We start from the raw sequence: 12,408 nt of genomic DNA, 5'->3' as shown, positions 1-12,408 counted from the left end.
TCGTTTTTAGCTTTATTGCCAAGAGCACCAGAAAACTTTTTGATGTGTAATGGGTTAGCGATGACATAAGGCAGATTGGCATTTTCACACGCTAAGATGAATGGCATTTCCAATCGACCGGTTGCTTCAATAACAATCCTTTCTGGATGATATTTAGCAATAGTGCGAATGGCTTGTTTGATGCCTTTTTCGTCATTTGTGACGTTAAAATAGATATCGAGAGGGCGGATATAGATATCAAGTTGTGTCTTACCCGTATCAACGCCGACATTAATGTTTTGAAGTGTATTTGTATTCATAATAAGCTAACTCTTGCTTGCGAAATGCGGGCTCGAGACCCAGAAGACTATTCGAGTGTGATGCTTGGAGTTCTATCTGATGTTCGTTCTTGTTATCGGTCTCTCAATAGAGGAGCCAGCGTTCAATCGAACTATCAGATAGAGAACTTTAGTTGCAGCTAAAGTCTGGGTCTCACCTTACCCTGATTCGTTAGTTATTATCCATACAAGGCGTTCAAGAGGGATTCATGCCGCGTGGCATTTTTGGTATGCGGTGAGTTTTGGTGGTGAAGTGGTCTGCGGAAAGCTGGTTTAAGCCGCATTCACCCCTTAACGCAGCGTTATAGCGCTATATGAGTCGCAATCCTGACAGATCAATTAATCTCTAAATATTCATGCGTAGTATGGTTTGCTTGGTTTTATTATGTATAGGTCAATTTGATGAAAAATAAACTAATTTTATGCTCTGTACTTTTGTTGGGGTTATCAGGTTGTGCGTCTGTGCCTACAGCTGATAGTTCAATATCTAATCAGGCAAAAGCATTTGAAGCACCCACAACAGGTAATGCAGGCATTTATATTTATCGTGAAGATACATTAGTTGGTGCGGCACTAAAGAAATATGTTTACGTAGATGATGAATGTATTGGTGAAACGGCCCCAGGTGTTTTCTTTTACCATGAAGTTGAGGGCAATAAAGAACACAAGATAAGTACTGAATCTGAGTTTTCTGAAAATGATTTGACTATCTATACAGAGGAAGGACGAAACTATTTTATTAATCAATTTATTAAAATAGGCGTTTTTGTAGGTGGAGCAGGGTTAGAGCAAGTGGATGAAAACAAGGGTAAAGCAGAGGTTCTTAAAGTTGATATGGCACAAAAAGGAAACTGTACTGTCAAGTGATTATGTGGCAGCGCAATAACAAACGCCTCAAGAGGGACTGTCAAAGCGTGGCGTTTACAGTCCCATTTAGACGCAGTGGTTACCGTTATTGTTTTGCGTTTTTGGTCATGCGTTACCAGCCCCTTAAGGGGGCGTTGTGAGCATCCGCTAGTTTCTAGATAAGGAGTCAATTTTGTTTAAACTCTACTATTATCCGAACAATGCGAGCCTAGCTCCTCATTTCTTGCTTCACCACCTAAATGCAAGTTATGAGTTAGTGTTGGTCGATAGAAAATTGAACTCACAGAATTCGGCAGATTATCTTAGGCTCAATCCAGCAGGTCGCATACCTACGTTAGTTATCAATGACCAGCCAATTTTTGAAAGCCCTGCGATTTGTATTCATATCTGTGAATTGCACCCAGACTCAACGTTAATGCCCTCTGTTGGTGACGCAAAGCGACCTTTGTTTTATCAATGGTTAGCTTTTCTTAATAATACGCTGCAAGCAGAACTCATGGTTCGCTATTATCCACACCGACATACCAACGATGAAGCTAGCATCCCCAATGTTGTGTCTGCGCAAGATGACAGGATTGCTGATGCATTATCAATTATCGACAACCAACTAGCGCACCAAGAGTATTTACTTGGCGATACGCTCACAGCATGTGATTACTTCTTATTTATGCTCGCTCTTTGGTCGTTACCAATAGAAAGGTCACCACTGACTTTCAAGCACCTAGCGGCGTACTTGAAGCGACTTTGCTTAAATCCAACGATTCAGGCGGTTTGTGACATTGAAGGTATAGATATTACCCCTTTTAAATCATACTCATAACTAGGCGGTTGTTATGAAATTAGTTAACATACTTATTTTGGTCATTCTACTTTCAGGTTGCTCTTCAATTGTAGCACGCAGTAATGGCGGTGAGTTTGGTCACCCTTTTTCAGGTCCAATACAATCAATTCTCCTTCAACCGTGTGGGTTTGTAGCTTCTGGTGCTGGATGGTTTATTCCATATCCATTGGTTTTAGCCGATATACCGATATCACTAGTGACTGATGTGGTTCTACTTCCTATTGATTTGGTTATGATGTCAAGCGCTGGACCCGCATATAGTAATATCCAGTATTACCCTGCATCGGACTGTATGTTTGGCGGCCAATAAACATAATTGAAGCCAGCTTTTTTCATTTTCAGCTATCTACGCCCCAGAACTCATCCTATAATTAGCGTGCATATGGAGGATGTTTAATATTTAAACATCCTCTATTTTTTGAAACCGCCAACATGGAGTCGATTCGTTTGTGAGTCGATGTTGTTAAATGCTTACCGGGAAGGTGATTTAAATTACAACCGAGGTTCTTAAGATGACTATTAATAAGTACTTTGTATTTGTTCCACAAGCAGTTGAACAAACTCAGGAAAAGGAAAATAAAGTGGTAACAGATAAGGAAACTCAACGTCAGGCATTAGTAAAGCAAGCTCAGCAGGAAGGCGGGCTATAACGGCTAGGTTTCATAACGAGAGAGCACCCATCGAGGTGCTCTTTTTTTGTCTGTCGCGTGCGAAGAGTGCGTTGGATCTTGCCGCTAAAAAGCAAATTTTACCGCGGTTTGCCCATTAAACTGTTCAGAATCTCGGTAGGTATTGTAACCGGCAGAAACTTCAAGAGAGAAGGTTGAGCCAAACATAAACTGTCCAGTAAGTTTGTAGTCATTCATCACATCTTGGTCAAGATAAGAAATTCGATATCTTGGCGTGAGAGCAAAGAATGGGGCGAGCTGAAAGCTGACGCCAAGATCGGCAGCCGGGCCAAACTCTCGAAACCTCGCAGAACCTTCACGGGAGCTGTATTCACGCTCTACGTCGTATTTACTGACACCAAGTGTGTAGAAAAGCGAAGTGGTATTGAAATTATTGTAACCGCCTAAGCCAGCAAACGAGCTGGAGATGTCGGTATTTCCTGATGTGGTACCTTCAAACTCGTATTTGACATAAGCATCCATGGTAACGGGTGAATAGCTACCAGTGAAGTTAACACCAAAAAGATCTCTTGAGCCTTTACCATCGAACTCAGAGCCTAGAAATGATCCTAGACTGTCATTTTTCTGCTCGCTGTATTGCAGACCGACACCGATGTAAGAGTATTTGCCAAAAGAGTTTGCGTGTGCAGCTGCGCTAAGGGTCAGTAGCAGTGCTACTGTGGTCAATGTTTTTCTTTTCATTGTACTTTCTATGAAGATGGTGAATCGAGAAGGCGACCTTAACAATTAATAAAACAATGTTCAATTGCAATGTTTATAGCGAGCGTAATTGTTCTAAGCAGCGCTTTGTTGATGGTTATATTAGTTTAAGTGAATGTATGAATGTAATAGGCGGGATGCTCATTATTAAGACGTCGAAAACTGGCAATTAGGTCCTCATCGACTAGTGTTATGGCGAACATAACAACGTGTAGGAGGCAAAATGGATAAGAATCCCATCGGTTGGTTTGAGATTTATGTTGATGATGTAGAGAGAGCCAAACATTTTTATCAATCGGTTTTTCAAGTCACTTTTGAACAAATGCTGGATCCGACAGGAACAGATATAGAAATGTGGTTCTTCCCATCGGATATGGAAAGCTATGGCGCAAGTGGAGCATTAGTGAAAATGGACGGTATTAGCGCCGGAGCAGGCGGTACGCTGGTGTACTTTTCTTGTGAAGACTGTGCGGTTGAACAGGAGAGAGCAACGCAACACGGTGGCGTTGTCGTTCAAGCGAAAATGGCCATCGGCGAGTACGGCTTTATCTCGCTAGTGCAGGATTCGGAAGGCAATATGATCGGCTTACATTCTATGCAGTAGTGGAATTGTTTTGCGTTCTCTTTAAATAGAAAAGGCATCTAACAAGATGCCTTTTTGTCTTTGTGATTCGTTTATTGACGAATAAAGCGTCGCTTAAACACCTGCACGTTTAAGTAGGCCTGCCATAAGCGCAGAGCTTGAGCGCGCTTGTTTGCCTTTGCCTTGTAGGGATTTTGCAAGTGAGACGTTATCAATGCTCTTAGCAATGTACGCCATTGAGTTGTACAAATCCGTCGCAGATTTGATCTTTGACTTGTCATTCATAGGCGCAAGCAGTTGCACCATCTGAGTACCACTCATTTGTTTCTCTGTTGCGTATTCCTCAACGGCATCTAAAAGAAGATCAAGGTCGACCATGGCTTCTGCGCTTTCGATACCTTGTTTTTTCATCTCTTTTTGGTTGCGTCGACGCATTTGCTTGATGATGAAAGCAGGCTTGTTGAGCTTTTTGAAGCCGAAATAGCCGATCAGCGCGACAACCGCGATACCGCCAATCACATAACCCCAAACTGAACCTGTAGATTCAACGACAGGTTGAACAGTTTCTACTGCGTATTCAACGGTAGTAGGTGCATCAGACATAAAATTTACCTTTGAAAATGGCTTCTAAAATGAAGCGTAATACTAAATCTGGCTAGCGAAGCACCGCATTGCGGTGAATCAAAAATCGTTGGATAAGCTACTTTTACTCAAGTAGACAATGCATTTGTTTTATCTCGCTTGCACATGTTATTGGGGCCACATACTGAAATACAAGGCATGAGGAGACGCTATCTTTTAAAGTGCAGCCATTGATCACACTTTTATTGAGCATTGAGACAGTATTTGAGCAATGGCTTAGTTCGAACTGGTGGATGAAAAAGACGTGGTGCCAAAATTGAACGATACTTTAGTGAGGTTTTGCAATTGAGGTGGAGCGCATATGGAAGAGCGACGATTCGATAATCCATGCATTCGGCACTGTTGTTTGAATGAGGAAGATGTCTGTTTAGGTTGCGGTCGACACCTAAACGAGATCTTAGGCTGGACGCAATCGAACGCAGCACAACAGCAGGAAATATTGGCGCGCAGCCAAGCGCGTTTAGCCGCACTGAAGGCGCGCGTTTATCTCCATCACCCCAAATGAACTTCACAGCGGTACGCTCTCTGCTTGTTAACGAGAATACCGCGACAAAAACTGATAATATGTCCGCCTTATGCTTTATTTCTACTCTCTGTATCTCTAGTCGCTATGTCTCAACAAGCCAAATTGACACTCATTCGCGGATTACCTGGTTCTGGTAAAAGTACGCTGGCGCAACAACTCGCGAAGCAAACGCACGCCGTTCATCTCGAGACAGACATGTATTTTGTCGATCAGCTAGGCCGCTATCAATTTGACCCAACGCGCTTAGAGCAAGCCCATCGTTGGTGTTTAAACAAAGTGTGCCAATACCTCAAACAGGGCAGAGCGGTGATTGTGAGCAATACCTTTGTTCAGCACTGGGAAATGAAGCCCTACTTGCGTTTTGCAGAGCGTCATGGATTCAGCGTGGCGATTCTTGTCTGTACGGGTGAATATGGCTCGATTCATGATGTGCCAGCACAGACGATAGAAAAGATGCGTCAGCGCTGGCAAAACTAGCTCAACGACCTCGTCCATCCACCATCACAATGATGGTTTTGACGATAATGGCTATGTCTGTTTGCAGCCAGTTAGAGAAGGAATTGAGGCTCAACGCATAGCTATGATCAAACCCCACTTTTCGGCGAACATCTTCGATGCTGGTGTCGTAGCCTTGATTGATTTGGGCAAGCCCTGTTATTCCGGGTAAGACCCCATAGGTGCGATCGGCAAAATAGGGGATCTCTTGTTCAAGGCGCTGATAAAAATCGGGTCTCTCAGGTCTTGGGCCAATCAGAGACATTTCACCTTTTAAAACATTAAACAGCTGGGGCAATTCATCTAGGCGCGTTTTGCGTAAAAATCGCCCCACTGGGGTAATTCTTGGGTCGTTTTCTGTTGCCCACACTGCGCCAGAGCGTGACTCTGCATCGCAGTACATGGTGCGAAACTTCATGATCTCGAACAGTTCCATTTTCTCGGGGGTCGAGCGTCCGACACGCAACTGTTTATAGATGATGTTGCCTTTCGAGGTGATTTTAATAGCCATCGCGATCAGCGGGAAGAGCGGAAGCGTGATGAGCAGTGCCAATAACGCGAAGAGGATGTCAAACAGACGTTTTGCTCGGAAGATATTTGATTCAAACAAGCCATAGTGTTTCATAACTGTTCTCCATTTTGATTGATGCGTGACCACTGGCCATTTTCCTTGCCAAGCAAATAACGAAGACCACCGGTGAGGTTGGCAAAATGGCCAACGACAAGATAGTGAATCAGGTTTACCGGTTTAAGTTGCTTGCTTTTTGGCCAATAGTAACCAATAAGCGCAGTACCATAGAGTGCCCATTGAGCAGTAAGCATCAGCGCAAAGAAAAAGTAGTGGCTAAGCAGCAGTGAGCTTAACAGGCACAAAAGCATTAGATACGGTGTCAGCAGTCGCAGCCCTTTCCCTGAAAACAAGGTGAAAGCCGTCCCACCAAATTTAGGGTTCAATAGTGAGGCAAGTTGAATCAACTGCTGCATGTTTCCCGCAGAAATGCGCAGACGGCGAGCAAAGTCTTGTTGAGTGGAACTTGCTTCGAGCTCAATCGCAACCATCCTTGTTTCATAGTCTGCCTTGTGTCCTTTCTTAACAATTAACATTGGTAGGACAAAGTCATCATTAATGGTATTGAGTGCAAGTGGCGTAAACAGTGCGGTTCTGAACAGGTAGAAAGCACCATGCGAGCCGATGCTGGAGCCGATTGATGCTTCAGTGGCTTTGATTTGAGTTTGGTAACGCCAATACGCTTCTTCCGATGATCCACCGTTACACAACATGCGGTAGCAAGCATTTACCACACCGGTTTTAGGGTCATCAAAATGTGCTGCCGCGAGCAAGAGGGAATCCACTGATATCAAAGCCGAAACATCACTGATCGCCGTAATGTCGCTACAAATTGACGCCATTTCATGATTAATGACCGCAACCTTTCCTCGGTTAATCGGGTGGTCGTGAATCTCAAACAGAACTTCAGAACAGATGGCTTCTTGGATCGTATCTTGCGCAATCTCTACGGTATTATCACAGCATCCGTCGCACGCGATCACCACTTTCAGTTTATCTGTAGGGTAATCTAACGCGGCAAGATTGCGTATTTTTTCAGCTATCCATGCGGCTTCATTGTAAGCGGGCACTAAAACGGTAATAGTGGGCAAATCAGCATCACCCAGCTGATCTCGATAGTGTCGCTGGCTTTTGGATTCAATGTGAGCGCTAAACCCCGTCGATTGCTGTTGTTGGCGTTTTGCCAGCCATTTGAGCAAGAGCGGGTAACCGGCATGGTGATAAACAATCAGCACCGAGGAGATGACAAAGGTGAGTAGCAAAGTTAACTCCATCGTGTTCATCGAACCAACCAACGCAACGTTCATAATAAAACCCCCAATGTCAGTTGATGATATTGTTCAACCACATGACGAATATTGTGATGACGTACCACGTAGTCACGCAGTGAGTTGGGATACAAGCTCTTGTCCAGTTGCAGAAGTTCACGGAGTTCTAAAGCCAATGCGTGTTCATCTCTAGGTGGGCAGAGCCGGCTCAAGTGAGGACACAAAGTTTCATGTGTTCCTCCTACGCTGGTTGCAAGAACCGGAATGTTGCATGCTTGCGCTTCTAAAGTTGAGAGTGGAAAACCTTCATTGAGAGAAGGGAGACAAAATAGATCCAGTGATTGGTAAAATTGAGGCATGTGGTTGCACAAACCCAAGAAGGTGACGCGCTTGGTCAGTTTAAGCGTAAACACTAAAGACTCTAAACTCTGTCGATGAGAGCCATTACCCGCGATGACCAAATGAACATCTTCGGGAAGGTGAGGCATTGCACGAATCAACCACTCTTGCCCCTTAACGTACTCTAATCGTCCAGCGCAGCCTACGATGCGCCTGTCGAGGGGTAGACCGAGTTGCTCACGAGCGGTGTGCATGTTACCTGGAACAAAGTAGTCGCAGTCGATACCATTTTTAATGGTCACGATGTTTTCTCTATGAAGATGTCGCTGGATGCTCATTTTCACTTCGGTTGCATCGGCAACCAAAATGGGATTGATCACGTTCAATGCCGCTGCTTGAAGCCATGCATTTTTCTGTTGAGAGAGGTGCCAGCCGTCGTGCTCAGTGTGAATGCGACATCGAACCCCCGCAAAACGTGCAGCCAAGCCCGCGTAAAGTAAGGGACCAATATGATGTGTGTGGACGACATCCGGTTTGAACTGTTTAAACAGGCGTACCAAGTGGACGAGAGCGTGCCAATCCGTGCCATCTTCCTTTTTATCGAGGAAAACACATTGTCTGGCGTATTTTCTCAGCTTGGGCCAGCGCATCACGGCCTCCTGTTTATTTCCTTCCAAACTCACGATGTACACCTCGTGTTCAGCGGAGCAAACCTTCACCATATCCAGCACTAATGTTTCTAACCCACCAGGAGCAAGGTGTTGTACAACATGGAACAGCGTTTTTCTCTTCTTCTCTGTACTCATTTTCTTATCTCGCTACTGTGATGGTCTAAAATCCACCATTTGGCTACCACATACCCATACATCATGGACGAATGGACCTCTTTGAATGAGATAAAGCAGAAGCCGTGCCAAATAAATAATTACTTTAAATCAATGTCTTGAGAGTGCTTTTGTTCTGGTCAGGTCCGATTCTCAATATGAGAATCGGATTGAATCCCAAGCGTGAACCACAAAAAGAAAGCCCATTTTTTATACGGAAAAATGGGCTTTTCGGTTTTCAACAGTTGGAGCGTTGCCTGAGCGAGGTAAAAAGTTGTTCAACCTCACTTAACATGAGAGGCACACCTCTTAGGGCTCTTTGATCCTAGGAATCACGGTCAGTACAGGGGTGTTGAGTAACGTCCTTAACTGTTGTTGACTGCGAATGGTCGAGTCAAATATTTCAAAGAACATCGCTAATCCGGCCCCCAATGCAACGCCAGCAACAATCCCAACCAAAATGAAAAGGATCACAGGCAAGTTGGAGGGGGCTGAGGGAGTGAACGGCACGTCAATCACTTTTACGCGTTTGTTTTGTTCAAAGATGCCGAGTGAACCCGTCAGTTGCGCCATTTCGTAGCGTTGAACGAGCTCTTCGTAGAGTTGACGTTTTACTTTGACTTCACGCTCTAAGCGATTGATGTCTTTCGCCGTGTTGCCAAATTGATTGGCTTTTTGTTCTAACGCATCAATCATGGTTTTTAAGCTCACGGTTTCTTCATTCAATGCCTCATAGCGGCCGCGAATGACTTGCAACTGTTGCAGTTGGGTAACGAGTAGCGGCTGGTTGTCACTGCTGTCACCTAATGTGCTACTGCTAGCGATATCCCAAAGTTGATCAGTGTTTAATGTGGTTGTGCGATTGCTTAGCAAACTGTGTCGTTCTTGTTCTAAACGAGAGAGTTCACGTACTTTGGCTTGTACAGCGCTGTGCTGCTCAGTGTACTTAGCACTCAAAAGTGCCAGTTCGCTGCGTATGGAGATGATTTGTTCTTCTATTTTGCCGATCACAGGGTTGGTTTTGGAAAGCTGTTGATCAAGCGAACCAAGCGTTTTTTCCACCCCAGCTAATTCAGCCTCTTTTTCCGCTAAGCTTTGTTTGAGTGATGCAAGACGAGTGAGATTTTGAGCTTGCATCGCGGGCGTGTCGGCTGAAAATTCATTTTGAAAATCGGCCAGTGCTTGCTCAGCGACAAACAGTTCTTGGCGTCGTTTCTCGATATGCACAGTTAAGAACTCACTGGAGTCACGGATCGATGAGCGCTCTGGTGCGAGCAGTTGTTCAATAAACTGATCGCTCACTGCTGACAACAAGGATGCCATTCCTTTTGGTGAGCTTGCAACAAGTTCGATTTGAATGAAATCTTTGCCAAGTTGCTGGACGTTGAGTTTGCCAGCCAGTTGATGGATGACGCGATCTTGCTCAGCCACGCTCATTTCATCGGTGATCAAGCCTTCCTGTTTACCGACCGAGTAGAGCACATGACGACTTTTTAGCAGGGTACTAAGGGCGCTTAAGCGATCTTTGAGCATGGTGGAAACGGCAATGTCTTCGAGGAAGGGATTCATTTTCGCCGTTTCTTGGATCAGCATACTGGTGTGAGAGCGATAGACAGGCGTTGCGCTCATGCCAATCAAAGCGCCGACAACCGGCAGAACCAAAATCGGAACAACGATGACATAACGTCTACGCCACGCTGCGACAAGAATCGAGTAAAGCCTCAGTTTCAAACCCATCATAATCGTTCCACCAATTGTTCAACGTAATCGGCACGAGCATCCCAACTTTGCTGCGAAAGATCAGGCGCCTCCAATCTGCTAATCGTGGAAAAATTTTGCAGTTGATCAATCATCTGTTGCGAGTTTTCTGCAATCAAAACGTTTGAATGAAATTGTTCCAAAGCCGGAAAACGTTTGGTTAACACGGGACGACCCGTCGCTAGGTATTCAAGCAACTTGAGCGGATTACAAAATTCAATTTGTTGATTGTTGACAAACGGCAACCAGCTCACCGACCAGTGCTGTGAATAACTAGGCAACTGAGCATGTGGCCTTTTACCCAGATAGAACACATTGCTAAGTTTGGGTAGTGGATTACGGTCAAACTCACACGGCCCAATAAAGACGAACGCCCATTGCGTCAACTGTCGCGCTACGGTTTCAATCATCTGGTAATCGAGCCAATGAGAAAGTGACCCGTAGAAGCCACAAACGTACTGGTAATCATTCGGTAGATCGGGCGCTCTTGAACAGGGTTGGGAGAAGAGTTCAAGATCAACCCCGTGGGGTACAAAATGTGTTTTTTCGGCAGGAAACTTATCCATTAACCGCTCGCTTGCGACCAAAACACAGTCAGCTTGTTGAACCAGCTTGGTTTCATGGGCTGTAACCGTTTGATGATCAACACCGGCTAGGGAAGAGAAATCGTCGCCACAGTAATAAACCGAACGCCAAAGCGGGAAGCTGTCGAGCAGATCCGCTGTGGTTGGCAGTGAGCTCCACAACACGGGGTCATGCATACCTAGCTCCCCAATTTTTCTTTTGAGCTGCAGAGAGAGCATTTGTTTAGCCAACCAGCGAGCGAAACGGCTTGAAGGCGCAGGAATAGTCAGCAGTGTGGTGATGTAGATGTTAGCTGATGTTTTGTCGCTATCTGGCAATTCAAATTGAGTGACAACGTGACGTTTACTAGTCAGACACAGTAGTTTGCTGAGCAGGCGTTTCGCATCTTTAAGCGTCCATCTTGGTTGACGCAAGCCAATGGAGTTGACCCATAAAATACGATGTCGCTTAGCCATACGGCGAATAAGATGTTGAGTTGATGAAGGCAGCCCGCCAAAGTCCTCTGCAAATACGATCAGGTCACTCATCGCGTTCTCCTTTCTTGTTATGAATCTCTTGCTCTTCAGCTGTTTTTAGCGTTGAGAAACGAGATTGAGCATTGGCCGAGATTGAACGAATCACGCGAGCGGGATTCCCCCCTGCAATCACCCCTTCGGGTATGGTTTGGGTGACCACACTGCCTGCGGCAATCACACTGCCTTCACCTATGGTGACGCCAGCCATGATGGTGACGTTGCTGCCGATCCAGCAGCCTCTTTTTAACGTGATCGGGCGAATTTGTGCGGGGTCGTCCCCTTCGCCTGCCGCTCGTCTCTTCGGGTCGAGTGGGTGCCCAGAGTAACCAAAGAACATGCATCGACCAGCAATCGCGACGTCATCTTCAATCGAAACGAGGTCACCAACGGCGATGGTCGTTTGCCAACCGATGGAAACGCGACTCCCAATGTTTAAGGTTGGATTTCGCACTGAGCTACAGCCGGTGATGGTGGATTGACCGGAAATATTGCAAGCGTCTCCAATGCAAATCGCGACATTATCGGTGACTAGGGGCAAACCGCCGTATAGATAGAGTTGGTTGCCACAATGTTTCACCCGACCTTTGAAGGCTGGCGTAGTAACAAAGGTTCGCAGCAAAAATTCGCCTAAGTTACGCAAACCGACAACGAAGCGGTAAAGGAGTAAATTGAACCAGTAAGGAGTCGGAAGGTTGGCGCTTCGTGCACGTTTCAAAAACTGGAAAAGCCCTCTTAAAGCGGGATGGCGGTGATGTTTTAGCCAAGACTTTAAATCGTTTCGAGCAAGGTACCGATTGCTTTTTAGCTCCGTTCGATTCTTTACCAACATAACGCCTCCAAATTCTAATATCCAAGAGAGATTGTCTGAACTTTATGGCTCACGGGTCGCCCT

Annotated in this window: 16 protein-coding genes; 7 read left to right on the top strand and 9 right to left on the bottom strand. The window is 45.3% G+C overall.

The features are described 5' to 3' along the window. Positions 1 to 299: IS110 family transposase (locus tag LZU85_RS14665; RefSeq protein ID WP_237287430.1), on the bottom strand; the 299-nt coding region annotated here is incomplete at its 3' end. 420 nt (positions 300 to 719) lie between these two features. Between LZU85_RS14665 and LZU85_RS14655 the strand changes: the two genes are divergently transcribed. The 4 genes from LZU85_RS14655 to LZU85_RS14640 all read left to right on the top strand — a co-directional run bounded on the left by LZU85_RS14655 (position 720) and on the right by LZU85_RS14640 (position 2,675). Continuing rightward, the gene (locus LZU85_RS14655; protein WP_237287428.1) at positions 720 to 1,184 is read left to right on the top strand and encodes a DUF2846 domain-containing protein; all 465 of its coding nucleotides are present in this window, start codon (positions 720 to 722) and stop codon (positions 1,182 to 1,184) included. A gap of 172 nt (positions 1,185 to 1,356) precedes the next feature. Beyond that, complete coding sequence (locus LZU85_RS14650; protein ID WP_237287426.1) at positions 1,357 to 2,004, top strand: glutathione S-transferase family protein; 648 nt, start codon at positions 1,357 to 1,359, stop codon at positions 2,002 to 2,004. 13 nt (positions 2,005 to 2,017) lie between these two features. After that, positions 2,018 to 2,335: a YceK/YidQ family lipoprotein gene (locus LZU85_RS14645; RefSeq protein ID WP_176298745.1), complete on the top strand. Its 318-nt coding sequence runs from the start codon at positions 2,018 to 2,020 to the stop codon at positions 2,333 to 2,335. Positions 2,336 to 2,537: 202 nt separating this feature from the next. Further along, a complete protein-coding gene (locus LZU85_RS14640) occupies positions 2,538 to 2,675 on the top strand; it encodes a hypothetical protein (protein ID WP_011080522.1) in 138 nt (45 codons plus the stop codon). A gap of 84 nt (positions 2,676 to 2,759) precedes the next feature. Here LZU85_RS14640 and LZU85_RS14635 read toward each other — a convergent pair whose 3' ends face one another. After that, entirely contained in the window at positions 2,760 to 3,395 is a 636-nt protein-coding gene (locus tag LZU85_RS14635; protein WP_237287424.1) for an outer membrane beta-barrel protein, read from the bottom strand. Positions 3,396 to 3,636: 241 nt separating this feature from the next. Here LZU85_RS14635 and LZU85_RS14630 point away from each other — a divergent pair, with 241 nt between their 5' ends. Further along, the gene (locus tag LZU85_RS14630; protein ID WP_103277420.1) at positions 3,637 to 4,017 is read left to right on the top strand and encodes a VOC family protein; all 381 of its coding nucleotides are present in this window, start codon (positions 3,637 to 3,639) and stop codon (positions 4,015 to 4,017) included. A 93-nt stretch (positions 4,018 to 4,110) separates the two neighbouring features. On the opposite strand, the gene LZU85_RS14625 is transcribed toward LZU85_RS14630, so the two are convergent. Next, complete coding sequence (locus LZU85_RS14625; RefSeq protein ID WP_011080519.1) at positions 4,111 to 4,599, bottom strand: hypothetical protein; 489 nt, start codon at positions 4,597 to 4,599, stop codon at positions 4,111 to 4,113. A gap of 340 nt (positions 4,600 to 4,939) precedes the next feature. On the opposite strand from LZU85_RS14625, the gene LZU85_RS14620 reads away from it, so the two are divergent. Together LZU85_RS14620 and LZU85_RS14615 are read left to right on the top strand one after the other, a co-directional pair. Beyond that, on the top strand, positions 4,940 to 5,143 hold the full coding sequence (locus tag LZU85_RS14620) for a DUF1289 domain-containing protein (RefSeq protein WP_158123322.1): 204 nt from the start codon (positions 4,940 to 4,942) through the stop codon (positions 5,141 to 5,143). A 105-nt stretch (positions 5,144 to 5,248) separates the two neighbouring features. Further along, entirely contained in the window at positions 5,249 to 5,641 is a 393-nt protein-coding gene (locus LZU85_RS14615) for an ATP-binding protein (RefSeq protein ID WP_108654313.1), read from the top strand. A gap of 1 nt (position 5,642) precedes the next feature. Here LZU85_RS14615 and LZU85_RS14610 read toward each other — a convergent pair whose 3' ends face one another. From LZU85_RS14610 to LZU85_RS14585, 6 genes are all read right to left on the bottom strand, one after another. Then, positions 5,643 to 6,284, bottom strand: a complete 642-nt coding sequence (locus LZU85_RS14610; RefSeq protein ID WP_176298749.1) for a sugar transferase — start codon at positions 6,282 to 6,284, stop codon at positions 5,643 to 5,645. Beyond that, complete coding sequence (locus LZU85_RS14605; RefSeq protein ID WP_419795975.1) at positions 6,281 to 7,534, bottom strand: glycosyltransferase family 2 protein; 1,254 nt, start codon at positions 7,532 to 7,534, stop codon at positions 6,281 to 6,283. Before LZU85_RS14605 ends, LZU85_RS14610 begins: the two co-directional genes overlap by 4 nt. Then, positions 7,531 to 8,640, bottom strand: coding sequence for a glycosyltransferase (locus LZU85_RS14600; RefSeq protein ID WP_237287421.1), 1,110 nt, complete (start codon positions 8,638 to 8,640; stop codon positions 7,531 to 7,533). The genes LZU85_RS14605 and LZU85_RS14600 overlap by 4 nt, the downstream gene beginning before the upstream one ends. Before the next feature lie 327 nt (positions 8,641 to 8,967). Next, positions 8,968 to 10,398 (bottom strand): GumC family protein, encoded by a 1,431-nt coding sequence (locus tag LZU85_RS14595; protein WP_237287419.1) that lies wholly within the window; start codon positions 10,396 to 10,398, stop codon positions 8,968 to 8,970. After that, positions 10,395 to 11,528, bottom strand: a complete 1,134-nt coding sequence (locus tag LZU85_RS14590) for a glycosyltransferase family protein (RefSeq protein ID WP_237287418.1) — start codon at positions 11,526 to 11,528, stop codon at positions 10,395 to 10,397. The genes LZU85_RS14595 and LZU85_RS14590 overlap by 4 nt, the downstream gene beginning before the upstream one ends. Further along, on the bottom strand, positions 11,521 to 12,345 hold the full coding sequence (locus LZU85_RS14585; RefSeq protein ID WP_237287416.1) for an acyltransferase: 825 nt from the start codon (positions 12,343 to 12,345) through the stop codon (positions 11,521 to 11,523). Before LZU85_RS14585 ends, LZU85_RS14590 begins: the two co-directional genes overlap by 8 nt. Positions 12,346 to 12,408 lie beyond the last annotated feature (63 nt).

It is taken from the genome of Vibrio floridensis, from assembly GCF_021852965.1.
GTDB classification, from domain to species: Bacteria; Pseudomonadota; Gammaproteobacteria; order Enterobacterales; family Vibrionaceae; genus Vibrio; species Vibrio floridensis.
Note: the sequence above shows the minus strand (reverse complement) of the source record. Positions and strands in the feature narration are given on the sequence as shown.